This window comes from Paenibacillus bouchesdurhonensis, from assembly GCF_900155685.1.
In the GTDB taxonomy this organism is placed as follows: Bacteria; Bacillota; Bacilli; order Paenibacillales; family Paenibacillaceae; genus Fontibacillus; species Fontibacillus bouchesdurhonensis.
Window position 1 is genome coordinate 2,386,783 of record NZ_LT732548.1, and the last position, 24,552, is coordinate 2,411,334.

General features: G+C 48.7%; 29 protein-coding genes. 27 read left to right on the forward strand and 2 right to left on the reverse strand.

Annotated elements, in window-relative coordinates:
• Positions 1-10: 10 nt before the first annotated feature.
• From CZ379_RS14910 to CZ379_RS14925, 4 genes are all read left to right on the forward strand, one after another.
• Positions 11-724, forward strand: coding sequence for a cytochrome c biogenesis CcdA family protein (locus tag CZ379_RS14910; protein ID WP_110932336.1), 714 nt, complete (start codon positions 11-13; stop codon positions 722-724).
• Positions 725-828: 104 nt separating this feature from the next.
• Positions 829-1,254: a transcriptional regulator MntR gene (mntR, locus tag CZ379_RS14915; RefSeq protein ID WP_055107667.1), complete on the forward strand. Its 426-nt coding sequence runs from the start codon at positions 829-831 to the stop codon at positions 1,252-1,254.
• Positions 1,255-1,423: 169 nt separating this feature from the next.
• Positions 1,424-3,052, forward strand: coding sequence for a family 10 glycosylhydrolase (locus CZ379_RS14920; RefSeq protein ID WP_110932337.1), 1,629 nt, complete (start codon positions 1,424-1,426; stop codon positions 3,050-3,052).
• Between the two features lie 73 nt (positions 3,053-3,125).
• Positions 3,126-4,091: a patatin-like phospholipase family protein gene (locus tag CZ379_RS14925; RefSeq protein ID WP_110932338.1), complete on the forward strand. Its 966-nt coding sequence runs from the start codon at positions 3,126-3,128 to the stop codon at positions 4,089-4,091.
• A gap of 2 nt (positions 4,092-4,093) precedes the next feature.
• Here the strand turns inward: CZ379_RS14925 and CZ379_RS14930 are convergent, their stop codons facing one another.
• Together CZ379_RS14930 and CZ379_RS14935 are read right to left on the reverse strand one after the other, a co-directional pair.
• On the reverse strand, positions 4,094-4,417 hold the full coding sequence (locus CZ379_RS14930) for a hypothetical protein (RefSeq protein WP_110932339.1): 324 nt from the start codon (positions 4,415-4,417) through the stop codon (positions 4,094-4,096).
• A 6-nt stretch (positions 4,418-4,423) separates the two neighbouring features.
• Positions 4,424-5,419 (reverse strand): DUF1385 domain-containing protein, encoded by a 996-nt coding sequence (locus CZ379_RS14935; protein ID WP_110932340.1) that lies wholly within the window; start codon positions 5,417-5,419, stop codon positions 4,424-4,426.
• A gap of 155 nt (positions 5,420-5,574) precedes the next feature.
• Between CZ379_RS14935 and CZ379_RS14940 the strand changes: the two genes are divergently transcribed.
• From CZ379_RS14940 to xseA, 23 genes are all read left to right on the forward strand, one after another.
• Positions 5,575-6,105 (forward strand): YqhR family membrane protein, encoded by a 531-nt coding sequence (locus CZ379_RS14940; RefSeq protein WP_110932341.1) that lies wholly within the window; start codon positions 5,575-5,577, stop codon positions 6,103-6,105.
• 76 nt (positions 6,106-6,181) lie between these two features.
• Positions 6,182-6,625 (forward strand): type II 3-dehydroquinate dehydratase, encoded by a 444-nt coding sequence (gene aroQ, locus CZ379_RS14945; RefSeq protein WP_110934397.1) that lies wholly within the window; start codon positions 6,182-6,184, stop codon positions 6,623-6,625.
• Between the two features lie 12 nt (positions 6,626-6,637).
• On the forward strand, positions 6,638-7,708 hold the full coding sequence (locus tag CZ379_RS14950; RefSeq protein ID WP_110932342.1) for a M24 family metallopeptidase: 1,071 nt from the start codon (positions 6,638-6,640) through the stop codon (positions 7,706-7,708).
• Positions 7,709-7,795: 87 nt separating this feature from the next.
• On the forward strand, positions 7,796-8,353 hold the full coding sequence (efp, locus tag CZ379_RS14955) for an elongation factor P (RefSeq protein ID WP_110932343.1): 558 nt from the start codon (positions 7,796-7,798) through the stop codon (positions 8,351-8,353).
• Between the two features lie 268 nt (positions 8,354-8,621).
• Entirely contained in the window at positions 8,622-9,875 is a 1,254-nt protein-coding gene (locus tag CZ379_RS14960; RefSeq protein ID WP_110932344.1) for an aspartate kinase, read from the forward strand.
• A gap of 179 nt (positions 9,876-10,054) precedes the next feature.
• Positions 10,055-12,484: a glycogen/starch/alpha-glucan phosphorylase gene (locus CZ379_RS14965; protein WP_110932345.1), complete on the forward strand. Its 2,430-nt coding sequence runs from the start codon at positions 10,055-10,057 to the stop codon at positions 12,482-12,484.
• 130 nt (positions 12,485-12,614) lie between these two features.
• Positions 12,615-12,881 (forward strand): YqhV family protein, encoded by a 267-nt coding sequence (locus CZ379_RS14970; RefSeq protein ID WP_110934398.1) that lies wholly within the window; start codon positions 12,615-12,617, stop codon positions 12,879-12,881.
• 110 nt (positions 12,882-12,991) lie between these two features.
• Positions 12,992-13,993: a stage III sporulation protein AA gene (spoIIIAA, locus tag CZ379_RS14975; protein WP_110932346.1), complete on the forward strand. Its 1,002-nt coding sequence runs from the start codon at positions 12,992-12,994 to the stop codon at positions 13,991-13,993.
• Entirely contained in the window at positions 13,986-14,504 is a 519-nt protein-coding gene (gene spoIIIAB / locus CZ379_RS14980; protein ID WP_110932347.1) for a stage III sporulation protein SpoIIIAB, read from the forward strand. The genes spoIIIAA and spoIIIAB overlap by 8 nt, the downstream gene beginning before the upstream one ends.
• A gap of 65 nt (positions 14,505-14,569) precedes the next feature.
• Positions 14,570-14,773, forward strand: coding sequence for a stage III sporulation protein AC (spoIIIAC, locus tag CZ379_RS14985; RefSeq protein ID WP_110932348.1), 204 nt, complete (start codon positions 14,570-14,572; stop codon positions 14,771-14,773).
• 11 nt (positions 14,774-14,784) lie between these two features.
• Positions 14,785-15,174 (forward strand): stage III sporulation protein AD, encoded by a 390-nt coding sequence (spoIIIAD, locus tag CZ379_RS14990; protein ID WP_110932349.1) that lies wholly within the window; start codon positions 14,785-14,787, stop codon positions 15,172-15,174.
• A gap of 17 nt (positions 15,175-15,191) precedes the next feature.
• On the forward strand, positions 15,192-16,388 hold the full coding sequence (gene spoIIIAE, locus CZ379_RS14995) for a stage III sporulation protein AE (protein WP_110932350.1): 1,197 nt from the start codon (positions 15,192-15,194) through the stop codon (positions 16,386-16,388).
• Positions 16,389-16,410: 22 nt separating this feature from the next.
• Positions 16,411-17,199: a stage III sporulation protein AF gene (gene spoIIIAF, locus CZ379_RS15000; RefSeq protein WP_110932351.1), complete on the forward strand. Its 789-nt coding sequence runs from the start codon at positions 16,411-16,413 to the stop codon at positions 17,197-17,199.
• A gap of 16 nt (positions 17,200-17,215) precedes the next feature.
• Positions 17,216-17,860 (forward strand): stage III sporulation protein AG, encoded by a 645-nt coding sequence (gene spoIIIAG / locus CZ379_RS15005; protein WP_199925622.1) that lies wholly within the window; start codon positions 17,216-17,218, stop codon positions 17,858-17,860.
• A 60-nt stretch (positions 17,861-17,920) separates the two neighbouring features.
• Positions 17,921-18,700, forward strand: a complete 780-nt coding sequence (locus CZ379_RS15010; protein ID WP_110932353.1) for a SpoIIIAH-like family protein — start codon at positions 17,921-17,923, stop codon at positions 18,698-18,700.
• A gap of 168 nt (positions 18,701-18,868) precedes the next feature.
• On the forward strand, positions 18,869-19,366 hold the full coding sequence (gene accB / locus CZ379_RS15015) for an acetyl-CoA carboxylase biotin carboxyl carrier protein (protein WP_110932354.1): 498 nt from the start codon (positions 18,869-18,871) through the stop codon (positions 19,364-19,366).
• A 62-nt stretch (positions 19,367-19,428) separates the two neighbouring features.
• Positions 19,429-20,772: an acetyl-CoA carboxylase biotin carboxylase subunit gene (gene accC, locus CZ379_RS15020; RefSeq protein ID WP_110932355.1), complete on the forward strand. Its 1,344-nt coding sequence runs from the start codon at positions 19,429-19,431 to the stop codon at positions 20,770-20,772.
• 113 nt (positions 20,773-20,885) lie between these two features.
• The gene (locus tag CZ379_RS15025) at positions 20,886-21,293 is read left to right on the forward strand and encodes an Asp23/Gls24 family envelope stress response protein (protein WP_110932356.1); all 408 of its coding nucleotides are present in this window, start codon (positions 20,886-20,888) and stop codon (positions 21,291-21,293) included.
• A 69-nt stretch (positions 21,294-21,362) separates the two neighbouring features.
• The gene (amaP, locus tag CZ379_RS15030; protein WP_110932357.1) at positions 21,363-21,902 is read left to right on the forward strand and encodes an alkaline shock response membrane anchor protein AmaP; all 540 of its coding nucleotides are present in this window, start codon (positions 21,363-21,365) and stop codon (positions 21,900-21,902) included.
• 14 nt (positions 21,903-21,916) lie between these two features.
• A complete protein-coding gene (locus CZ379_RS15035) occupies positions 21,917-22,150 on the forward strand; it encodes a DUF2273 domain-containing protein (RefSeq protein WP_110932358.1) in 234 nt (77 codons plus the stop codon).
• A gap of 228 nt (positions 22,151-22,378) precedes the next feature.
• Positions 22,379-22,834, forward strand: coding sequence for a transcription antitermination factor NusB (nusB, locus tag CZ379_RS15040; protein WP_110932359.1), 456 nt, complete (start codon positions 22,379-22,381; stop codon positions 22,832-22,834).
• 22 nt (positions 22,835-22,856) lie between these two features.
• Positions 22,857-23,714, forward strand: a complete 858-nt coding sequence (folD, locus tag CZ379_RS15045; protein ID WP_110932360.1) for a bifunctional methylenetetrahydrofolate dehydrogenase/methenyltetrahydrofolate cyclohydrolase FolD — start codon at positions 22,857-22,859, stop codon at positions 23,712-23,714.
• Between the two features lie 34 nt (positions 23,715-23,748).
• Positions 23,749-24,552, forward strand: an 804-nt coding sequence (gene xseA, locus CZ379_RS26680) for an exodeoxyribonuclease VII large subunit (RefSeq protein ID WP_234404916.1), incomplete at its 3' end; no start/stop codon positions are given.

A 24,552-nucleotide genomic window follows, 5' to 3' on the forward strand; every position in this document is an offset into this window, starting at 1 on the left:
GGAGGCTGAAATGGCTGACATTAATGTGTTGGTAGCATTCGGGGCAGGCGTCGCCTCCTTCATCTCGCCTTGCTGCTTGCCGCTCTATCCGTCATATTTGTCCTATATAACGGGGATGTCGGTGCAAAAGCTAAAGACAGAGCAGAATAAGCGGGAAGTCCGAATGAAGACGATGACGCATACACTTGCATTCATTTTGGGATTCTCTGTCGTATTCTATACTCTAGGCTTTGGAGCCGGTCTATTTGGCGAGTTTTTCGTAAGCAATCGAGATTTAATCCGCCAGATTTCTGCCATATTAATAATACTTATGGGCTTGTTTCTACTCGGGATTTTCCAACCGCAATTTCTGCTTAAAGAACGGAAAATGGATATTAAAATGAAGAAAACCGGGTATGCGGCTTCCTTTATTTTTGGCATCGGATTTTCCGCCGGTTGGTCTCCTTGCGTCGGGCCAATTTTAGCTGCGATTATTTCACTGGCTGTCAGTGAACCGGGAGCCTGGTTAAGTCTGATTACAGCGTATACGCTTGGGTTTGCTCTTCCATTTTTTATTCTGGCCTTTTTTATCGGCAGCACAAAATGGATTACGCGCTACTCCGGCTCCATTATGAAAATAGGTGGAGCAATAATGCTGTTAATGGGGGTGCTGCTTTTTACAAATCAAATGGCTAAAATTACGATTTGGCTGCAGCAGATTACCCCGGAATGGCTGAAATTCTAAATTCAGGCATACTTGCCAACGGACGAGCACAACATGTATCATTAAATATAGTAGCGATGTTGCTTGGCGCAGTCCATGTCAACTGAGGAAAAGAGGTTCATAAGATGCCAACACCTAGTATGGAGGATTATTTGGAGCGCATTTATAAGCTCATTGATGAGAAGGGATATGCGCGGGTTTCAGATATTGCCGAAGGACTGGAAGTACATCCCTCTTCTGTCACAAAGATGATCCAGAAGCTGGATAAGGACGAATACGTCATTTATGAGAAATACCGTGGCCTAGTGCTTACCAGCAAGGGCAAGAAGATTGGCAAACGTCTTGTTGACCGTCACCATCTGCTTGAGGAGTTTCTGGAAATGATCGGCGTTGATGAGGAGAACATTTATAAAGATGTAGAAGGGATCGAGCATCATTTAAGCTGGGACTCGATTACCCGGATTGCCGCGTTGGTGGACTACTTTAAACGCGACGAATCTAGAATTCAAGACTTGCGCGATGTAGAGAAAGAACTCATGAACGAGTCCTAGTTAAAGCATCTGTCTAATGTGGGCAGATGCTTTTTCTTTTGCAGTATTACAAGGCTAAATCCAATATCTGCCGAAATAGCGCAACTCTTGGGGGTTAAAAGACGTTAGAGATAAGGAGGCGAATTAATTTGAACACCCGCAACAATTTACTAACTATTGGAGGTTACTGATGAAATTCCGAACATGGTTTATTCCTTTTATAATTCTGCTGCTGATCTGGCCATTCTCCGGCCATACGAATGCCGCTGCGGCTCGTCCGATCGAAATCATATTAGATGGCAAGGTATTAACGAGCGATGCCCCTCCGTACATTAAGCCGAAGAACAATGTCACCATGGTTCCGCTTCGAGTAATCAGCGAAGGTTTAGGAGCTCAAGTCGACTGGCTTCAAAGCTCAAAAGCGGTAACCATCGTCAAAGACGGAAATAGCATCGTATTGCGTGCCGGAAGCACGACGGCTCAGGTGAACAACACGGCAGTAAGTCTGGACGTGTCGGTAGAGATTAATTCAGGACGGACAATGGTTCCGTTGCGCTTCGTTGGAGAACAGCTTGGTTTGCAGGTAGATTGGAGCTCTGCGTCTCGAACGATTACATTGACCTCTCAAGGGACGGGCTTTCCGCCGGTAGTTGAGCCAACGCCAACTCCTGTAATCCCCCCAAATGAACAGCCGTCTAACAGCGGCGGAAATGCAGCTGAACTGCGGGGAGTTTGGATTTCTACGGTGATCAATCTCGATTGGCCTACTAAGGCTTCCTTCGGAAAGATAGATCAACAGAAAGAGGAGTACATCAAGCTGCTGGATGAGATGCAGGACATGGGCTTAAACGCAGTTTTTGTTCAAGTCAGGCCCACTGCGGATGCCTTTTATCCATCCAAGCTCGTTCCGTGGTCGATCTATCTGACCGGAACGGCAGGCAGAGACCCCGGCTATGATCCTTTAGCTTTTTTGATTGAGGAAACGCACCGCCGGGGGATGGAGTTCCATGCCTGGTTTAATCCATTCCGGGCGAGCATGAATGCTGACACCAGCAAGCTGCCGAGCAACCACGTCGTTCATCAGCATCCGGAGTGGATCGTAAAGTTTGCCGACAAACTCTACATTAATCCGGGCATCCCTGAAGCGCGTCAGCACATAATCAATGCGATTATGGAAGTCGTGAATGGCTACGATATCGATGGCGTGCATTTGGATGATTATTTTTACCCGTCCGGTGAGACGGCTTCGAGTAAGTTCAATGACGACGCTACGATGAAGAAATACAATTCGAAGCAGCTTAGCAAAGGGGACTGGCGCAGAGATAACATCAATCAATTCATACGCGACCTTGGTCAGAGCATACATGCCGTTAAGCCTGGAGTATCCTACGGGATCAGTCCGTTTGGCGTTTGGCGCAACAAGGCTTCCGATATAACTGGCTCGAATACAAAGGCGGGGATGACGGCGTACGACAGCACTTATGCTGACGTCAGAACCTGGATTCGCCAAGAGTGGATCGATTATGTAACGCCCCAATTGTATTGGAGCTTGACACGCCAAGAGGTACGCTATGATATTCTTGTAGATTGGTGGGCAAAGGAAGTTCGGGGAACAGATGTGAAGCTGTATATCGGGCATTCACCATATAAAATTGGTACACCGGAAATCGGCTGGCAATCGGCTGATGAAATTATCCGTCAGTTGGAGTACAATGAGCGAATTCCTGAAGTGAAAGGCAGCATCTTTTTTAGCGCCAAAGACTTGAAGAAAAACCCGCTTGGACTTATTCCATTATTGAAATCATATTTCGGTTCTTAACCATGACATAGGAATAGCCCCCGTGACATACATAAGCAGTAGACTTGTGTATGAAATGGGGGTTTATTGTTATATGTTGATAAATGGTGTGTTTGAGGGTGGAGGCGTTAAAGGCATATCTCTGGCAGGGGCCGTCCGCGCATCGGAGCGGTATGGAGCGAGGTTCCACCGGGTAGCCGGTACATCGTCGGGCTCTATCGTTGCGGCACTGATTGCGGCGGGATATTCCGCAAAGGAAATGAAGGATATCATCTTGGGCACTTCATTTGTTGAATTTCTAAAAAGATCGCCGATCTTTAACGTGCGGCTCGTCGGGCCGGCGCTTAGGGTTTTACTTAAAAAAGGCTTATACTCCGGAGAGGCGCTGGAGGATTGGATGCAGCAGCTCATGAGGGACAAAGGCATCCGAACCTTTGGTGATTTGCCAAAAGGCAAATTGACCATCATCGCTTCCGACATTACGAGCGGCAGAATATTGATCCTTCCCGATGATTTACAGAAGCTCGGCATTTCGCCCCATAAGTTCGATGTAGCCCGGGCGGTACGGATGAGCTGCAGCATTCCCTATTTTTTTGATCCGGTTCTATTGCGGCTGCCGCCGCAGTTGTCGCTGGGGAAGCCATTTTCAGATCAATTTCTGCATATTGTCGATGGCGGGCTCTTGAGTAATTTTCCGCTATGGCTGTTCGACGAGGACAGCTGCAAGCCTCGCAGCGAAATGATTCCGACGGTCGGCTTCCAAATGGTCGGGAAGAATTCCAACCAGCCCCATATGATCACTGGGCCGTTTACGATGCTACAGGCGCTTGTAGAAACAATGCTATCCGCGCATGATGAAAGGTACATCGAACAAACCAACCGTTATCGGACGATAAAAATACCGACTCTCGGCATCGGTACGACCCAATTCGACATTAGCAAAGAAGAAAGCCTGCTGCTTTATGAATCCGGACTTCAATCCGGCAACCATTTCTTCGACGAGTGGAGTACCCAGCACTATGAAGAACAGTTCATAAAGTATCAGCAGGCTAATAAATAACATTAATGGTACTTCGGGATATCCTCATCATTTTTCCCTTTGTTGCCTTCGATGACCTGGAACGGGTAATGCTTGCGCTTCTGTCCAGAAGTCTGGCGGTGCTCGCCAGCCAGTTTGGCCATCGTGCGAGCAGAAGGCTTGACTTTAGGATGCCGTGCCCTGTATTTACGAGGCGGGAATTTGTAGAGCCAGACCACGATTCCCAAGAGAACTATAGGAATCAGCAGCCTGCTCCAATTCATTTGTCCTTTTCCGAAAAGTGTGTTAACAACACCAAATGCAGCAAGTCCTATAATACTCCAAAATAGGATGGCCTGCTTCTTCATCGCTTATCATCCTTTCACGGGATCAAGGGCTGTATTAGGGGCGGATTGTTCAATGACGCCTTCCCGCTCATATTGTGCATCAAGCTCACGCATCCGATTAAAGGAAGCAATCGACACCTCGACTTGGTCGTCCTTCGGCTCCTTTGTCGTCAGCAATTGAAGCCAAAGTCCCGGATATCCCAGAAAACGCAGCACAGGAATATCGCGAACAGCATTGGTTAAACGCAGTAGTTCAAATGAGACCCCGATAACTAACGGCAGAAGCAGCAGGCGAATGTACATGCGCTCCCAGACATTATCCCAGTGGAAGAAGGAGTAAATGATGACGCCGACAATGACAGTTAGAATAATAAAGCTGCTGCCGCAGCGATAGTGCAGTCGGCTGTATTTCTGAACGTTCTCGACGGTCAGTTCTTCTCCATTTTCGTAAGCTGTGATTACTTTATGTTCAGCTCCATGATATTGGAACAATCTTTTGATCACTGGAGTTTGCGAGATTGCCCATAAATAGATCAGCAGGAGAACGATTTTGATAATACCTTCCACTAGCGTATGCAGCGCCCGGTTGTTAAAGGCGTTTTGGAACAAATATTCCTCCAGCACGGCCGGCACCAGAGTAAAGACGACTTTACCAAAGAGGAAGGACAGAACACCGGCGATAGCAACGCCTACGATCATCGTCAGGGAGAAGCCAGACTCTTCCTTTTCCTTCTGTTTGGCGCGCTCCTCGGGTTCAAGCTCGTCGTCAGCCATCGCTTCGGCGGAGTAATTCAAATGCTTTGAGCCTTTGGCACTAGAATCAATAATGCTGACAATACCGCGAATAAACGGGATTTTACGAAGGCGCTTTACCCATGACTTGTCCTGTTTAGGTACTTCCAGAAAAGTAATTTCTCCATTTTTGCGGCGTACAGCAGTTACGTTAATATGCTTGCCGCCAAACATGACGCCCTCTATTACAGCTTGGCCGCCATAAATATTCGGTGTAGATTGCTCGGGCAAATATTTCACCTTCCCTAATTAATGTCGTTGAAGCTAGAATAATTCCATTGTATCGAATCTGGGAAGCAAATTCTAGTTTGTTTAGTCTTTTTCCAAATGTGCATACTAAACGACAAATGGAAGTCATGGATGAAGCAGGGAAGGAAGGGAAGCGTATGTCACAGCAACAGCAGCAAAGTAAAAATGGAAGGAATGGAACGGATGGTACGAAAGGAACGAAAGGAACGAATGTATGGAGCTTTGCTCTGCAACTCGGTTTTTTCGCGGGATTAATCTGGGGCGGCATAAGGGCACTGATGTATTTTTTCAAATTAACGGTCGTTTTACCGGGATATTTGGCTGAGCCGTTTTTTAAGACACGGTTTCTCCAAACCCAGGGCGGTTATTATGTGGGGTGGGTGTTCTTCATTCTATTCTCCATCGCAGCCGCACTGCTTTATACCCTGATTTTCCGCCGTTTGAAGGGCCCTTATCCGGGCATCCTTTACGGCATCATTTGGTGGGGGATCATATTTATCGTCGTGGGTCCGATGTTCGGGATGACTAAGCCGATTTTAGAGCTTCCATCGGGTACGCTGATCAGCGAGTTCTGCTTATATTTACTGTGGGGATTGTTCATCGGGTACACGGCGGCGATGGAATATACTGACGAAAGGCGTAGAGAACCGCAAAAAGCGCTGCAATAAGCACAAAAGGCTTCTCATTTGCCTCGCACCTATGTTAAAATTACTTTTGGTTATTTTGCAGGAAGGGTGTGGAATGATGTACCGTATCCTGGTATTGAACGGACCGAATTTAAATATGCTTGGGGTTCGTGAACCTGGAGTATATGGGTCTGAAGGACTTCGTGAAATTGAGGACAGGCTTTTGAAACAGGGCGAGCAGGAGGGTCTGATTCTAGAGTTCTATCAATCCAATCATGAGGGATATCTGATCGATAAAATTCATGAAGCGCTGGGCAGCATCGACGGGATCATAATTAATCCAGGGGCATTGACGCACTACAGTTATGCATTGCGAGATGCTTTTGCCGCAGTAAACATCCCATTCGTTGAAGTGCACATGTCGAATATCCATGCTCGTGAATCATTCCGCCACACATCAGTCACTGCAGCCCTGGCGGTCGGGCAAATTGCTGGCTTTGGAGCATACAGCTATGAGCTGGGCCTGATGGCGCTTGTGCGGCATCTGAAAAGTCGGAAATAAGGAGAGCATACGATGGCGAATTCAAGAGTAAGCCGTCTCCGGGAAGCCATGAAGCAGAATCGGCTAGAAGCGATCTGGATAACTGGAGATATCAATCGGCAGTATTTATCGGGTTTTACCGGTTCGTCCGGCTACGTATTGGTTACGTTGGACAAGTCCTATCTGTTGACGGATTTTCGTTATATGACGCAGGCGGCGGAACAAGCGGCTGGCTTTGATATTGTTGAGCATGGCCCGTCTGTGGCACAGACGCTTAAGGAACTGCTTGCGGAGCAAAAGATTAGTGAGCTTGGGTTTGAGGAAGAGAAGGTCGTATTCTCCACCTATCGGGCCTATGAAGAGGATTTGCATCCCGTTAAGCTGATCTCGGTGGCCGGCCTAGTTGAAGGACTTCGCGTTTACAAGGACGATGATGAGCTGGAGCTGATGAAGCAGGCCGCGATACTGGCTGACCAGACGTTTATGCACATGCTTAATGTGCTTCGGCCGGGTGTAACGGAACGAGACATGGCCCTTGAAATAGAGATCTTTATGCGGAGACAAGGTGCTACTTCAAGCTGCTTCGATACAATTGTAGCTTCTGGCGAACGTTCGGCTCTGCCGCACGGGGTTGCTAGTGATCGCGTACTGCAAAGCAATGAGTTTGTCAAAATGGACTTCGGAGCGCTATTGAATGGTTATTGCTCGGACATTACCCGAACCGTAATGCTCGGCAAGCCTACACCGAAGCACCGTGAGATTTATGACATTGTGCTGGAGGCGCAGTTACATACTTTACAGCAGCTCCGCCCAGGCATGACGGGACGAGAAGCGGACGCACTGGCCCGCGATATCATTACGCGATACGGATATGGCGAGCAGTTCGGTCATAGTACAGGCCATGGACTGGGTATGGAGGTGCATGAAGCTCCGCGCCTATCCAAGCTAAGCGACGACATTCTTCGTCCGGGGATGGTTGTTACTGTTGAACCGGGGATATATATACCGGGCTTCGGTGGGGTTCGGATTGAAGACGATGTTGTCATTACGGAGGACGGCTGCCGCAGGCTCACAGAGTCGAGCAAGGAATTTACCGTTATTTGATTGTTAATGTACGGCTTTAAAAGTGGGTAATTTATATTATCATATAGCAGTTGTTCAACTTATTTGATCCTATAGGAGGTTCTATTTGTGATTTCAGTCAACGATTTTAAAACAGGCCTGACAGTAGAATTTGAAGGTGATATTTATACGGTGTTGGAGTTCCAGCATGTAAAGCCGGGCAAAGGGGCGGCGTTTGTCCGTTCTAAGTTGAAAAACCTGCGTAACGGGAACACGGTAGAAAAAACGTTTCGTGCTGGCGAAACGGTAAGCAGAGCAATGATTGAAAACCGCGATGTACAGTATTTGTACGCCAGCGGTCAAGACCATACGTTCATGGACAACGAAACTTACGACCAATTTACATTGTCCTCGGAACAATTGGAATGGGAACTGAATTTCTTGAAGGAAAACATGAACGTGAAAATCGTCAGCTACCATGGTGAAATCCTCGGAATCAACCTGCCTAACAGCGTAGAGCTGCGCGTGGTTGAATCCGAACCAGGCATTAAAGGGAACACGGCGACCGGTGCCACGAAGAACGCCAAGCTCGAGACAGGGCTTAATGTTCAGGTTCCGCTGTTTATTAATCAGGATGATGTTCTTCTGATTGACACTCGCGAAGGCAAGTATATTTCCCGCGCTTAAATTTCACGTCACTTGCATGCCTTAGGGAAGGCAGCGCCGTCCTCCACTCTTGCCGAGTGGAGGAATTTTTTTGGATAATTTTTGATCGTGAAATATGACGAAAACTTCGAATATTATAATGAAAAGCAATGGATTATTACAGCTCTTTCGTATTATACTGGTTTAAAGCGTTACTGCTTGAATTTGAAGCGATTCTATCTCGAACTAATCGTGAATTCATAGCTGTACTGTACTTGGAGAGGATAGTCTATTTTTGGGAGGGTCTGACTTGGCTTTATTTGTCATGAAGTTTGGAGGAAGTTCTGTAGGCGATACAGAACGGATGCAGCGCGTTGCCCGGCGCGTAGTGGAGAAGCAAGATGAGGGACATCAGGTGGTTGTTGTAGTATCTGCTATGGGCGATACGACGGACGATCTTATCGATCAGGCAAAGCTACTTAGCAAAGAGCCGCCGTTGCGTGAAATGGATATGCTGATGACGACCGGAGAGCAAATTTCGATTTCATTGCTATCGATCGCGATTCATGCCGAGGGCCGCAAGGCCGTATCATTTACCGGCTGGCAGGCCGGCTTCCGTACGGATAAGGAACATTCCAGAGCGCGTATTACGGATATCCAGCCACAGCGGGTGCAAGCAGCGTTGGATGAAGGAAATATTGTAGTCGTTGCTGGATTCCAGGGAATTAGCGAGGACGGCGATATTACGACGTTTGGACGCGGTGGATCGGATACGACGGCGGTTGCTTTGGCAGCGGCGATTACTGCAGATTATTGCGAAATTTATACGGATGTGGACGGAATCTATTCGACAGATCCACGGATCGTAAAGAATGCCCGCAAGCTGAAGGAAATTTCTTACGATGAAATGCTGGAGCTGGCTAATCTAGGCGCTGCCGTGCTTCATCCGCGTGCGGTGGAATATGCGAAGCATAATCATGTCCGTCTTGTTGTTCGTTCAAGCTTTAATCATAATGAGGGTACGGTTGTTAAGGAGGAAGCGAAGATGGAACAAGGTGTAGTAGTCAGCGGAATTGCTTACGATAAAAATGTAGCCAGAATCAGCATTTTGGGAGTGTCTCACATTCCGGGCGTATTGGCTCAGGTGTTCGGTTCTTTGGCCGAGGCAAAAATTGATGTAGATATTATCGTTCAGAGCGGTGTTCAGGACGGTAAGGCGGACTTCTCCTTCACCGTAGCTCTTACAGACCGGGAGAAGGCGCTAGAGGTCATTAATGGAATCCGCAGCAGCCTGCCATTTGACGAAGTGACCTCGGAGGACGGATTGGTCAAAGTGTCGATCGTTGGCGCAGGCATGGTCAGCCATCCTGGTGTGGCCGCAAAAATGTTCGATGTCATTTCCAAGCAGGATGTCAATATTAAAATGGTCAGCACCTCGGAAATCAAAGTATCCTGCGTTATCGAGGGAGCGAAGCTTAATGAAGTAGTCAAAGAGCTTCATACAGCCTATGGTCTCGATACGGAAAGTCAAGTTTTTGTCGGCGGGCCCCAGGATCGCCGCTAATCTAATCGGTTAATTCATAACCAGAACAAGGTCGCATTAGCTTGCAGCAATACGCTGCGGGTGAGGCGGCCTTTTTATTTAATTATTTATTTTTGTTATTTTATCCCCCCTTCGCGTTTAAACATAAGGTATAGGTAGATGCCTATGAAGAGGAGCCGCCAACAGGGAGGACTATAAACGTGTTCGATAACAAAGACTGCTTTAAGGAAATGTTCAAGAAAGAACTGGTCAGTCAATTGGGGAAACCTGTCTCTGAAGCAACGGACGCGGATGTATACAACATACTAGGCCTATTGATACGGGAAAGGGTAGGCGAGGATTGGGCTAATACGAACCAAAGGATGAAAGCAAGCAAAGCCCGGCAAGTGTATTATTTCTCCATGGAGTTTCTTATCGGGCGGCAGTTGGGAAATAATTTGCTGAATTTGGGTGTGCTTGAGCTCGTTCGCGATGGACTCCGTGAATTGGGTTTCGATCTGGAGGCCGCAGAGGAAGAAGAAAGTGATCCGGGCTTAGGCAACGGAGGACTGGGCCGCCTTGCAGCCTGTTTCCTTGATTCCTTGGCTGCGCAGCAGCTGCCTGGCCACGGCTGCGGCATTCGCTACCGTTATGGCTTATTCGAACAGAAAATCGTCGACGGGCATCAGGTGGAGCTGCCCGATTATTGGTTGCAGAGAGGCAATGTATGGGAGGTGTGCCGGGAGGATAAGAAGGTAGAGGTTCGCTTCGGCGGGGAAGTGCATATGTCAGAGCGCGATGGTCAGCTTCATTTTGAGCTCACAGGCTTCGAGAGCATTTGGGCGATCCCCTATGATATTCCAGTGATCGGCAGCGGCTCAAGCCACGTCAATACACTTCGGCTATGGAGCGCCCGGCCCGCTAAAGGCCCCATCAAACCAAACACGGGTTATGACGGCAGTTATTATAATTACTTGAATTATTACAGATCGGTTGAATCTGTTTCCGAGTTTCTTTATCCCGACGATTCCGAATTTGAAGGCAAGCAACTGCGTTTGAAGCAGCAGTATTTCTTATGCTCGTCTGGCCTGCAAAGCATACTTAGAACCTTTGACAAACTGGGGTTGCCTATAGCGTCTTTGCCAGACAAAGCAGCGATACATATCAATGATACGCATCCCACGCTCGTAATTCCGGAGCTTATGCGGATATTGATGGACGAGAAGCGCTGCTCCTGGGAAGAGGCGTGGCATATTACGAACCGCGCAGTATCCTATACGAATCATACGACGCTGAGTGAAGCGCTGGAGAAATGGCCAATTGCTTTGGTAAAGCAGCTATTGCCCCGTATCTATATGATTATCGAAGAATTGAATAAACGATTTTGCGCCGAGCTTCTGAAGCATTACCCTGGGGATCACAATCGGATTTCCCAGCTGGCGATTATTTATGGTGATCAAATTCGGATGGCCAATTTAGCGATCGTCGGCAGCTATAGCATTAATGGCGTGGCCTCCCTTCATACAGAAATATTGAAGAACCGTGAAATGAAAGCATTTTATGAGCTTTATCCTGAGAGGTTCAATAATAAAACGAATGGTATTTCGCATCGGCGGTGGCTTATCCACGCCAACCCTGATTTAGCAAGGCTGGTTACGGAAGTGATCGGCTCCCGTTGGATAACCGAGCCCCAGGAACTGGTCGGTTTAATCAAATATGCCGAGGATCGCAGCTTTGTCGAGAGGATTCGGGAGGTTAAGCGGGGAAACAAGCTGCGCCTCGCTAAATATGTGCGGGATAAACTGCATATCAACATCGATCCGGATTCTATTTTTGATGTTCAAGCCAAGCGCCTCCATGCCTATAAGCGTCAGTTGCTCAACGTATTGCATATGATGCATCTATACAACCAGCTGAAGGATAATCCTTCCGCCGATATTTCGCCACGGACATTTCTGTTCAGCGCCAAAGCCGCACCCGGATATTATCTGGCCAAGAACATCATTAAATTGATTAATACGGTGGCGGATACCGTCAACCGCGATCAGGCCGTACGTGACAAGATGAAGGTTGTTTTCCTTGAGAACTATTCCGTATCCTTGGCGGAGAAGCTGATTCCCGCAGCGGATGTCAGCGAGCAAATCTCGACGGCGGGCAAAGAGGCTTCAGGAACCGGAAATATGAAATTCATGATGAATGGGGCGCTGACGATCGGCACTTTGGACGGGGCCAATGTGGAAATGTACAATATGTTAGGCGACGACAATATGTTTCTCTTCGGATTGAGGGCGGAACAGGTGATGGCATTCAATCAGAGCGGCGAATATTCCCCTTGGCATATTTATGATGTGGATTCGCGGGTGAAGGAAGTGATGGATCAGTTGATCGAGCCAGGCCGCTTCTGCTCGGAAGGCCAGGATTTCGATTCGATTTATCAATCAGTGCTCCAGCATCAGGACGAGTTTTTTGTGCTCAAGGATTTTGCCAGCTATGTGGAAGCCCAACTACGGATTGATCTTGCTTATTGCAATCCTAGCGATTGGTTGAAAAAATCCATTCTTAATATCGCTCACTCCGGCAAGTTTTCCAGCGATCATACGATTAAGCAATACGCATCGGGCATATGGAATATCGAGCCCTTAAAAATGTGAGAAAGGAAATAGCATTGCCTAGTAGAAGGTCACCGAATTAGCGGTGGCCTTCTTTCTATTTTTTGCAAATAAAAAGAGATGGCGGGGCATAAGGTAAGAGAGAATGGACAAGAAGGGAGGGGATTCGGTTGTGCTCGATAAATTCGTGGCCAGCATGGCAACCATTCGAATAATTTCCGGTTCGATCGAAATCGCAGCCGCCTTATTGATGTTTAAGCTGGGGCGGGTGGATAAGGCGTTGGCGGTGAACTCTATGCTTGCGTTTGTCGGGCCGACAGTCCTTCTTATCACGACGGCAATCGGGCTTGCCGGGATGGCAGATAAACTGTCATGGAGTAAATTGATTTGGATCGGCTGCGGCATTTCATGTCTCTTAATCGGCATTTTGAAGAAATGATAGATTTCCCGTCATAAAGACAAAGTACAGGCATAAACATGAGATTATAACACGAACAAAGCAATAGAGTGGTTGATTTTTTTGGAAAAGAAGTATTTGGGGGTACATGGATGAACAACCCTAGCTGGTTAGCTGTATTTCCCGATAACATCCGCTCCATGCTTCTTAAGCTGCCTCCCGCTTTGTTTGCAAGCTTGGAGGAAATCCGCATTCGTGAGGGACGGCCTATGGAAGTGAATGCCGCTGGCAGGCATTATTTCCTGACCCCGGATGGTGAAACGACCCGCGATCCGGCATTCGCCTATAAGCCAGGCAAGCAGGAAGGCAACCGGCTCCTTGATTTAATAACGAATCATTCTCTGTACACAATGGAAGAGGAACTGCGTAAAGGCTTTATAACGATTGCCGGAGGCCACCGAGTCGGACTTGCGGGCAGAACCGTCTTGAGCGGAGGAAAAGTAGAGCATATCAGGGACATAAGCGGCTTTAATGTTCGAATTGCAAGAGAGGTGCTAGGCGTCAGCAACCGTATATTGCCTAATTTGCTTGATTTCAAGCATAGGACAGTCTTTCATACGCTAATTTTGTCTCCGCCTCAGCAGGGAAAGACAACCTTGATTCGCGATCTTGCCAGAGGGATCAGCAGCGGTGCCTGGGGACATCCAGAGGCAAAGTGGCCAGGTCTGAAAGTCGGGATTATCGATGAACGTTCAGAGATTGCCGGCAGCAAGCGCGGGGTGCCCAGTTTTGATGTAGGCCCGAGAACTGATGTGATGGACGGCTGCCCCAAGGCGGAAGGAATTATGATGATGATCCGCTCCATGTCTCCGGACGTGATCATTGTAGATGAAATCGGCCGTCCTGAGGACGCGGACGCTTTGGCCGAAGCCTTGCATGCCGGGGTAAAAGTGATTGCTACCGCCCATGGATCAGACGTGAGCGAGCTGTCCCATAGGCCCGCGTTCTCTAAACTAGCCGATCCGCCTTTCTTTGAAATGTATGCCGTACTTAACCGCAGTGACAATGGGCTTGCCTTTCGCCTTTGGGACGGCAAGCGGAGGGGAATAGACAATACAGGACTGAACGTGAAGGGCAGGGAACGATATGGTTAAGATGCTGGGCGCGGCAATGGTGCTCCTTGCGGCCACGCTCGCTGGATTAGCGAAGGCGCGGCAATTTGCCAGTCGTCCGAATCAGATTCGGAGGCTCATTCTGGCGCTTAAGCGGCTGGAAACGGAGATTATGTATGGCTACACACCGCTGCCTGATGCGCTGCAGCGCATCGGGGATCAGAGCGGTGAGCCGATAAAGGCACTGTTTGAAAGAGCCGCGACCCAGATGAATCCGCCGTTAAATTGGACAGCCCAGCAGAGCCTGCATCATGCCGTCGAAGCGGGGTGGAAGCATACAGCAATGAAGGCGGCGGAGAAGGAGGTCATGCTCCAGCTTGGATTTACGTTAGGGACAAGCGACCGGACAAATCAGCTGGGGCATATCGCAACAGCGGTACGCCAACTGGAGAGTGAGGAGCATGCTGCGCGCGAAGAACAAGCGCGTTATGAGAAAATGTCCAAAAGCTTAGGGCTGCTTGGCGGGGCGTTTATCGTTATTTTGCTCTATTAACTGGAACTACCCTCCCATCATCGATGACTTTGTATTTGCAAAAATGATCGTGAGGTGCCAAATCAATGAACTTAGAAGTGAACGCCATATTTCAAATTGCAGGCATTGGCATCATTATCGCCATGATACACACCGTGCTAAAGCAAATGGGCAAAGAGGACATGGCGCATTGGGTGACCGTGATCGGATTCGTCGTTGTGTTGTTCATGGTCATCCGATTACTAGACAGTCTATTTCAGGAAATTAAATCGATCTTTTTATTCCAGTAGGTGATTCGGCAGTGGAAATGATTCAGATCGTAGGCTTGGGACTGATCGCCACCATACTCATCCTCACTATCAAAGAGCAAAAGCCGATGTTTGCATTTCTCATCACGATTGCCACGGGCATCATGATCTTTATGTATCTAGCAGGAAAAATCGGCGAAATCATCGAGGTGCTGGAGCAGTTGGCCGAATCCTCCGGTGTGCAGATGATCTACCTCAAGACGATCCTTAAGATTATCGGAATCGCCTACATTGCTGAATTCGGAGCCCAAATCGTCAGAGATGCCGGACAAGAAAGCATTGCTTCCAAAATTGAGCTGGCGGGAAAAATACTCATCATGGTTTTGGCCATTCCAATCATCAGCATCATCATTGAAACTGTAATGAGGATGCTGCCTGCTTAACGAAATGGGGACAAGTGATGAAAAAGACGAAATTCATTTTGCGTAACCGATCGATTCTAGTTCTTGTCCTCGGCCTCGTCATTTTGTGGCCAATACCGATGTTTGCGGCAGCCCCAGATGATAATTGGATCAACAAACAGGCAGAAGAGCTTCCTACGGATCAGGTGGAAATCTATTGGCAGGAGCTGATGAAGGAATATGGCGGTTTTTTTCCGGATCAGAACATTCCTTCTTTTATGGAGATGCTGCTGCAGGATGGGAATGGGGATTCGTTTAGTGTAAAAGCAGGCGCGATGGGTCTTTTGAAATATATGTGGCACGAGGTACTGTACAACGGGCATATTTTGACGACGATTGTCCTCCTCTCGGTATTCAGCTCGATTCTAGAAACATTTCAAACTGCCTTTGAACGCAAACAAGTCAGTAAAGTGGCCTATGCCATTTGTTATATGGTTATTCTCATTTTGGCGATCAACAGCTTTCATGTCGCGATTACATATGCTACGGACGCAATTCGAAGCATGATCGATTTTATGATGGCGATGGTGCCGCTGCTGTTCACTCTGCTGGCTTCTATGGGCAACATGGTCACCGTATCTGTCACGCACCCGCTCGTGGTGTTCATGGTGCATACGGTAGGTACGGTTGTCTACACGATTGTCTTCCCTTTGCTCTTCTTCTCGGCTGTCTTGCATATCGTCAGTTCATTGTCAGAGAAGTACAAGCTGACCCAGCTTGCCAATTTATTGCGTACGATCAGCATGGCGCTGCTTGGAGTCATGCTGACCATCTTCCTCGCCGTCATCTCAGTAAAAGGAATTACCGGCTCGGTGGCGGACGGTGTGACGCTTCGGACGGCCAAATATTTGACCGGGAACTTCGTCCCGGTTGTAGGTAAAGTATTTGCCGATGCGACGGATACCGTCATATCGGCCTCATTGCTCGTGAAAAATTCGATCGGACTTGTCGGCGTAATCATTCTGCTGTTTTTATGCGCTTTTCCCGCTATTAAAATTTTGACTTTAGCTTTGATTTATAACTTATCGGCAGCGGTCATGCAGCCGTTAGGAGAGACGCCGATCGTAGCCTGCCTGGAGACGATTGGAAAGAGCATGATATATGTGTTCGCTGCCCTCGCCGCAGTTGGATTAATGTTCTTTCTTGCCATCACAATTACCTTAACCGCTGGCAACGTCACAGTGATGATGAGATAGAAGGAATGTGGGGGATGTCTTAATGACCTGGCTAGCAGAATGGTTGAAGCAAATTATTTTTGTTGTGCTTCTGGCGACGTTCATCGATTTGCTGCTTCCTAACCGTTCGATGGAGAGATATGTAAAGCTTGTAGTCAGCCTACTCATTTTACTAACTCTGATTTCACCGGTGATGCGCCTGTTTGCTCCGGATGCGCAGCGGCAACTAGAGACGGCCCTTATGGATAGTACGGGGGAAGGGGCCGTAGGAGCAGTCGGAACCGACGAAATATTGCGGCAAGGGGAGCAAATGAGGATGAAAAGGGAACGTGAAGCGATTGAGATGGCTAGCGAGGAAGCGGCGAAGCGGATCAAAGAGCAAATCGAGCGGGAAACCGGTCAACGTGTGGAACGTGTAGTCGTTGGACTGGAACCGCCTGAGAACGGAGTGGAACCCCTCATCTCTGCCGTTGAAGTGTACATCACTCAGGAACGGGGACAGGAGGAGCAGGAGGAGCAGGAGCTATCCAGCGAGGAGAATACGCCGAATAAAGGACGGAGCGAGGAGCTGGAGCAAATCTCTATCGCCCCGGTCGAGCCGATTCGCATAAAGGTAGAGCCTCCGGGAAATCAAGATACCGATGAGGTCGCTGGTGAAAGTGTCCCGGCGATGGCGATAACCGGGAGAGTCAGTCCAACCGGTGAAAGATCCGTTTCCACGAATAACAATGCACAAACATACGGTCTTACAGAACAAATTGCCGATATCCTGACACGCAACTGGGGAATTCCAAGAGAACTCGTTCGCGTCGTGATTGAGGAAATTAATTAGCAAGGGGGGGATGATGATGATGAATTGGTGGAAGAAACTAGAGTCGTTCATTGGGCGAAGCCTGGAGGGCAAGAAGAAGCTAAATACTTATCGCCTGCTTATTATACTCGGGTTAATCGGAGTGGCGATTATGCTGTTTAATTCTTTTGTCAACGTGAAAAAGATCGACTCTGGCGGGGCGGGGAGAGAGCCTCCGACAGGGCAAGAGGTACTGTCGTCCGTGCTCCCCGAGCAGGGAGCTGCGGCTGGCACCTTTGATGCTATTGAAATGTCGCTCGAGAACAAGACGAAGGAAATTTTGGAGAAAATCGTTGGCGTCGGAGCTGTAGACGTACTTGTAACGATCGATTCGACAGAAGAGCTCATCATCGGACGCAATACGAAGGATACGCAGCAATTGACGGAAGAGAATGACAGAGACGGGGGAAAGCGGCATATTACCCAGTATACCCGGGATGGTCAAATTGTAACAAATGAAGAGAGCGGAAGTGAAAAGCCGATTGTTACGAAAAAAATCAAGCCGAAGGTTCGAGGGGTTCTAATTGTGGCGAGAGGCGCTGAAAATAAGACCGTGAAAAATTTAATTGTCGACGCGGTGGAAAAGGGGCTGAACGTCCCGGCATACCGGATATCCGTCGTACCAAGAAAACAATCGCAGTAAACCTAAGGATTCAACTTTATTAAAAATAATTAAAAACAACGATTCTAGGAGGAAAATGCAATGAAATCGAAAAGACAGACAATTTGGCTTGTCTCTATGCTTAGCTTAATGGTTATTCTCTCAGCTTATTATTTATTTACGGAAGATTCCGCAACGAATAAGCCTAAAACAGCCGATGGGAAGCAGGTTACGACGATGGAGCAAGCGGCGACTCAGGAAACCATAATTGAAGGCGGCGCATTATCCGATGATGATATCATTGTTACGGAGGTTACGGCGGAGGATGACGCAGTGAAGGATATGTTAAATTCCGAAGAGCAGCCTGCTCTTGATAGCGAAAGCACAGATGCTTCGAAGCAGCAGGCGGAAATTAACGAGAAGACAGGTCAAGACGGTCAAAAATCCGAACAGCCAGAGGCCGCTGATCAGGCTTCAGAGAGCGTGAAGGATGAAGATGTACTTAAAAAGTTAGAGTCGGAGGGAACGCTATCTAGAGACTACTTAACCGCGTATCAGATGGATCGGGCCGAGCAGAATACTAGAAAGCATGAGCAACTGATGCAAACGATGAACGATGATAAGAAATCCTTGGATGAAGCGGCAATGGCCCAGCAGCAGCTCAGTGCGCTGGAGGAGAAGGAAGCAAAAATTACTGACATCGAAGAACGTCTTCAACAGCAGTATGCCAATGCTGTAGTGACGGAAGATAATGACAGCTATAGAGTCGTCGTCATCAGCGAAAAACTTCAAGTAAAAGAGGCCGTAAGCATCGTCGATATGGTCATTAAAGAGCTTGGCGTGTCTCAGGATAAAGTTCAAGTTCAGTATGTATCGCAATAATCACTCAGGTATTCAGTCCCGTTAAAATTAATCATTTTCCTAGTAAAATTGGAGAGTCCAAGAGGATCTTGGACTCTTTCCATTTTGATCGATTGTGATATAATACATAAAGTTATGATGCGAAAAGGCCCGAGCTTTGCGAAAAAGCTGAAGGAGTGAAGGGAAAATATGTTCAAATTGAATGAAATCAAGGAGCTTATCGAACTGTTGGACAAGACCTCGGTTCATGAGCTTGAAATCGAAAACGAAGGTACAAGACTATGCATTCGCAAGCCCGGCAAAAGTGAGCTTGTGCATGTCCAGCCAACGGTAGTACCCAGTGCGCCTCAGGCTTTGGCACCAGTGCAGGTCGCACCGGCTGCTGTGGACAATGGACAGGCCGGGGCTGCCGGACAGCCCGCAGAAAGTGCAGCTGCTGATGCAAACCTACATAAGATTGTGTCCCCGATGGTTGGAACATTCTATAGAGCTTCTTCCCCGGATGCAAACCCTTATGTGAATGTAGGAGACAAGGTAGGCGATAAGACGACCGTCTGTATTATCGAAGCGATGAAGCTGATGAACGAGCTGGAGGCGGAAGTCAAGGGCGAGATCGTGGATATTCTCGTAGAGAACGGTCAGCTCGTAGAATTCGGACAGCCTCTCTTTTTGGTGAAGCCGGAATAAGCTACGGTTGAAGGGGGCCTTGTACGGGTCCGATCTAGCTTTCCAAGGAGGATGGGAGATTAGTGAAATTTCAAAAGATTTTGATTGCGAACCGCGGGGAAATCGCAGTACGGATTATTCGTGCTTGCCGCGAGCTCGGTATTTCGACCGTGGCCGTATATTCGGAAGCGGACAAGGACTCGCTTCATGTTCGTCTTGCGGATGAAGCTTATTGCATTGGACCGACATTATCCAAAGACAGCTATTTGAATTTTACCAACTTGATGAGTGTAGCGACGCTTACCGAGTGCGACGCGATTCATCCAGGATATGGATTCCTGGCTGAGAACGCAGATTTCGCGGAGATTTGCGATTCCTGCAACATTACCTTTATCGGCCCTTCCCCGGAAGCCATAACAAAAATGGGGGATAAGTCTGTAGCAAAACAAACGATGAGGAGCGCCAATGTACCCGTAATTCCAGGGTCGGACGGTCTGGTCGATGACCTGGATGAAGCGGTTATGGTCGCTCGAGATATCGGCTACCCTGTTATTATAAAGGCGACAGCGGGCGGCGGCGGCAAGGGAATTCGCCTTGCCGAGGACGAAGCCTCGCTTATTCAGCAAATCACAATGGCACAGCAGGAAGCGCAGAAGGCCTTTGGTAACGCCGGCGTCTATTTAGAGAAGTATTTGACAGGCATGAAGCATGTTGAAATTCAGATTATCGCCGACAAGCACGGCAATGTCGTTCATTTAGGGGAACGAGACTGCTCCGTACAGCGCAGACGACAAAAGCTGGTAGAAGAGGCTCCATGCCCTGTGCTCTCTTCCGAGAAGCGTCAGGAAATGGGTGAAGCGGCAGTACGTGCCGCCTTGGCTGTCAATTATTCCGGAGCGGGAACGTTGGAATTTCTGCTCGGCCCCGATGGCCAATTCTATTTCATGGAGATGAATACACGGATTCAGGTTGAGCATCCCGTTACGGAGATGATTACCGGGATTGACCTGATTCAGGAAATGATCTCCGTTGCCGAAGGAAATCCGCTCTCATTTAAACAGGAGGATGTCATTCTGACCGGTTGGTCGATTGAGTGCCGGATCAATGCAGAGGATCCTTTGCGTAACTTCTTACCATCTCCCGGCAAGATCGATTTTTATTTGGCACCGGGCGGGCCTGGGGTTCGCGTGGACAGCGCTGCGTATCAGGGATATACGATCCCTCCTTATTACGATTCCATGATTGCCAAGCTGATCGTTTGGGCCGCGACTCGCGAGGAAGCAATAGCAAAAATGAAACGCGCCTTAGCCGAATTCGTGATCGAAGGTATTCATACAACTATCCCATTCCATCAGAAACTATTGGATCATCCCAAGTTTATCCGGGGCGATTTCGACATAAAGTTTTTGGAAGAAAATGAGATTTAGATTTCACTGACTGTTTGTCATAATGATCCTGAAATGATATAGTATTTATAATAAGTGGCCAGCCTCTTTGTCATGAGGTTTCGTCAAACTTATTGAGAGGTGGATGAATAGTAATGAGTACATTGCCTACGGAATTTGAACGTACGGATATCGGAGAAATTCAAATTGCCCCCGAGGTTATCGAAGTGATCGCCGGCCTTGCTACGGTCGAAGTTAAAGGCGTTGCTGGCATGAGCGGCGGATTCGCCGGCGGCATTGCCGAGCTGCTTGGCAGAAAGAACCTGTCCAAGGGCGTGAAGGTGGAAGTTGGCCAGCGTGAAGCGGCTGTTGATGTATCCGTCATTGTGGAATACGGTAATCGTTTGCCAGAGGTTGCTACGGAAATCCAACGCAATGTGAAGCGTTCGATCGAAACGATGACCGGACTGACTGTGGTAGAGGTTAACGTACATATTCACGACGTCATTTTTAAGACGGCCGAGAGAAGTGAAGAGACGGAACTGAACCATAGGGTGAAATAATGATCAAGTTAAGAACCCCCGACGATCACCGTCAGGGGTTTACTATAATTTAAGGAGGCTCCATCCGTCGTGCCCAAAATTTTGGACAGACTTTTGCTGTTTATTTACAGCTTAAGTATCGGAATACTATCTGTAATCGCCATCCTCCTGGTGACGAATGCCGTCCCCGTTGATTTGAAGCAATATGATGGGAACGCTTGGATCATTGCCGCCGTCAGCGTAGCGGCTGTGCTGTTTCTGCTCAGCATTCGCTTCTTTTACATTTCAATCAAACGTGATCGCGGCTCGCTCCCATCCATTGATCAGCGAACGGAATATGGGGATATTCAAATATCGGTGGAGACGATTGAGAATTTATCCTACAAAGCGGCTTCACGGGTACGGGGCATTCGCGATGTGAAGACACGTATCCGTATTACGGACTCCGGTCTGGAGATTATGGTTCGCGCATTGGTGGACGGAGAGACTTCCATTCCAGAGCTTACGGAGGAAGTGCAGAAGCAGGTACATGATCATGTAGAGGAAATTACCGGTATTCCCGTTTCTTATGTTTCAGTGTATATTGCTAACCTTGTGCAATCTCCTGTTATCAAAAGCCGGGTTGAATAGGGGTGAAGATCCCGATGAATTGGAAGCAATTATGGGAGGATTACAAGGGACGCTTGCTGGGAACGGCAGCAGCGATATTATTCATTCCCATTTATCTGTTTTTCGGATTTTGGAACATGTTATTTTGTGCGCTTCTCCTTTATGTCGGTTATACGATCGGCAAATATAAGGATCTTGACCAAGGCCCGCTCATCCCATGGAGAGAGCTGATGGACTGGTTGAATGCGCGCTGGCGCCCTTTTAAATGATTCCTGTGATATGCTGTCCTCCGGAAAAAGAGCTGCATTTTATCCTGCCCATTTTTGTGGAGAGAGCATGTCACGGGTTTTTTTTGTTTGAAATTCGGTGAAAAACACATTGCGATCGGAAAAAACGCATGAATATCAGCCGAGTGTAATAGAATTTAAGCATTTTGGTTCATCATTTAGGGTAGAAAGTATAACACGCTGTTCTGATGGAGGTTAAGGAGGAAGCACATGAAACGGAGACTAGCACGAGAAATCGCGATTCAAAGCTTGTACCACATGGAAATGAACGAGGTTGACGCGGAGGAAGCCGTGTCGATGCTCATAGCAGAGGCTGCTGGCGAGAATGAAAGCGAAGTTGAATTGTCCGATGTCAACAAGACGACAACCTTCGTCTTGGAGCTCGTAGGTGGAACATGGGAGCATAAGGCCGCTATTGATGAAATGCTCGCTGGCTATTTGAAGAACTGGCAGGTTAGCCGCTTGTCCAAGGTAGACAGGCAGGTATTGAGATTAGCGGTATACGAAATGGTATTCCGCAGTGACGTGCCAGGCAAAGTAGCTGTGAACGAAGCGATCGAGCTGGCGAAGCATTTCGGCGTAGAGGAGTCCGGCAAATTCGTCAATGGCGTGCTCGGTAAGATGATTCATGATTTGGAGACATTGAAAAATAAAAATAATATGTAATCGAAGAGAAGGGGAGAAGTCTATGTCAGCACCAATCATTAACGGAAAACAGGTATCTGAGGAAATTAGAGCCAATCTTCGCCAAGAGGTGGAACAGCTTGCCGGTAAGGGCTTTACGCCGGGGCTGGCTGTCGTACTGGTGGGAGAAGATCCGGCATCCCAGGTCTATGTACGTAACAAGGAGAAGGCCTGCCACGATCTTGGGTACTACTCCGAGGTTCACCGTCTATCTGCTTCCACCACGCAAGAAGAGCTGCTTGCGCTCGTGGACAAGCTGAATCGCCAAAGCAATATTCACGGCATTCTCGTTCAGCTTCCGCTGCCGGGTCATATCGAGGAGAAAGCAGTCATCGATGCGATCGCAGTGGAGAAAGACGTGGACGGCTTCCACCCGGTCAACGTTGGCAACCTGGTCATCGGCGATGATAGTTTGCTTCCGTGCACGCCTGCAGGCGTAATCGAACTCATCAAGCGTACCGGAATTGAAATGTCCGGAAAGCATGCCGTCGTCATCGGTCGCAGCAATATCGTCGGCAAGCCGGTGTCCCTGCTGCTGCAGCGCGAGAATGCAACGGTTACGATGTGCCATTCCCGCACGGCGAACATGAAGGAGCTGACGAAGCAAGCCGATATCCTCGTTGTGGCGATCGGCCGGGCTAACTTTGTGGATGCTTCCTATGTGAAGCCGGGAGCGGTCGTGATTGACGTAGGGATGAACCGCCTTGATAACGGTAAATTGGCGGGAGACGTTGATTTCGAGAGCGTGAAGGAAGTATCCGGCCCGATTACACCGGTTCCTGGCGGCGTTGGCCCGATGACGATTACGATGCTGATGCAGAATACGCTAATTGCAGCTAAGCGGCTTGAAGGGCTTGCCTGAGCTGAAATGATAAAAGGGGGAAGGTGAAGACCCCATGGAGCAAAAAATTTATTCGATCAAAGAATTGAATCGCTATATCCGCATGAAGATGGAGTCCGACAAGCTCCTCTCGGAGGTATGGATTCGCGGGGAAATATCCAACTTCACGCATCATTCCAGCGGACATATGTATTTTACGCTAAAAGATAAGGACAGCCGGATTAAGAGCATCATGTTCGCTTCGCATAATCAGCGGCTGCCCTTTATCCCGCGGGAGGGAACCCGTGTTATTGCACGGGGCAATGTGTCGGTCTATGAGCGGGACGGGCAATACCAGTTCTATGCGACGCAGATGCAGCCCGACGGGATCGGCAGCCTGTATTTGGCCTTCGAGCAGCTGAAGCAGAAGCTGGAGGCCGAAGGACTGTTCGCGCCGCAGCGGAAGCGACCCTTGCCTGCGTTTCCGCGCGTAATCGGCGTCATTACGTCCCCGACCGGAGCAGCCGTTCGGGACATTCTGACGACGCTCGAACGCCGCTATCCGCAGGCTAGGATCGTCCTGCACCCTGTGCTGGTGCAGGGCAAAGGCGCAGCGCCGTCCATCGTCAAGGCCATCCGGACGATGAACGCGCTCGGCGAGGCCGACGTGCTGATCGTCGGGCGGGGCGGCGGTTCACTCGAGGAGCTGTGGGCGTTCAACGAAGAGGCGGTCGCGCGCAGCATCTACGACTCGGCGATTCCTGTCATCTCGGCCGTAGGCCACGAGACGGATTTTACGATCGCCGATTTCGTCGCTGACCTGCGGGCCGCCACGCCCACTGCTGCCGCCGAGCTCGCCGTGCCGCACGCCGCCGAGCTG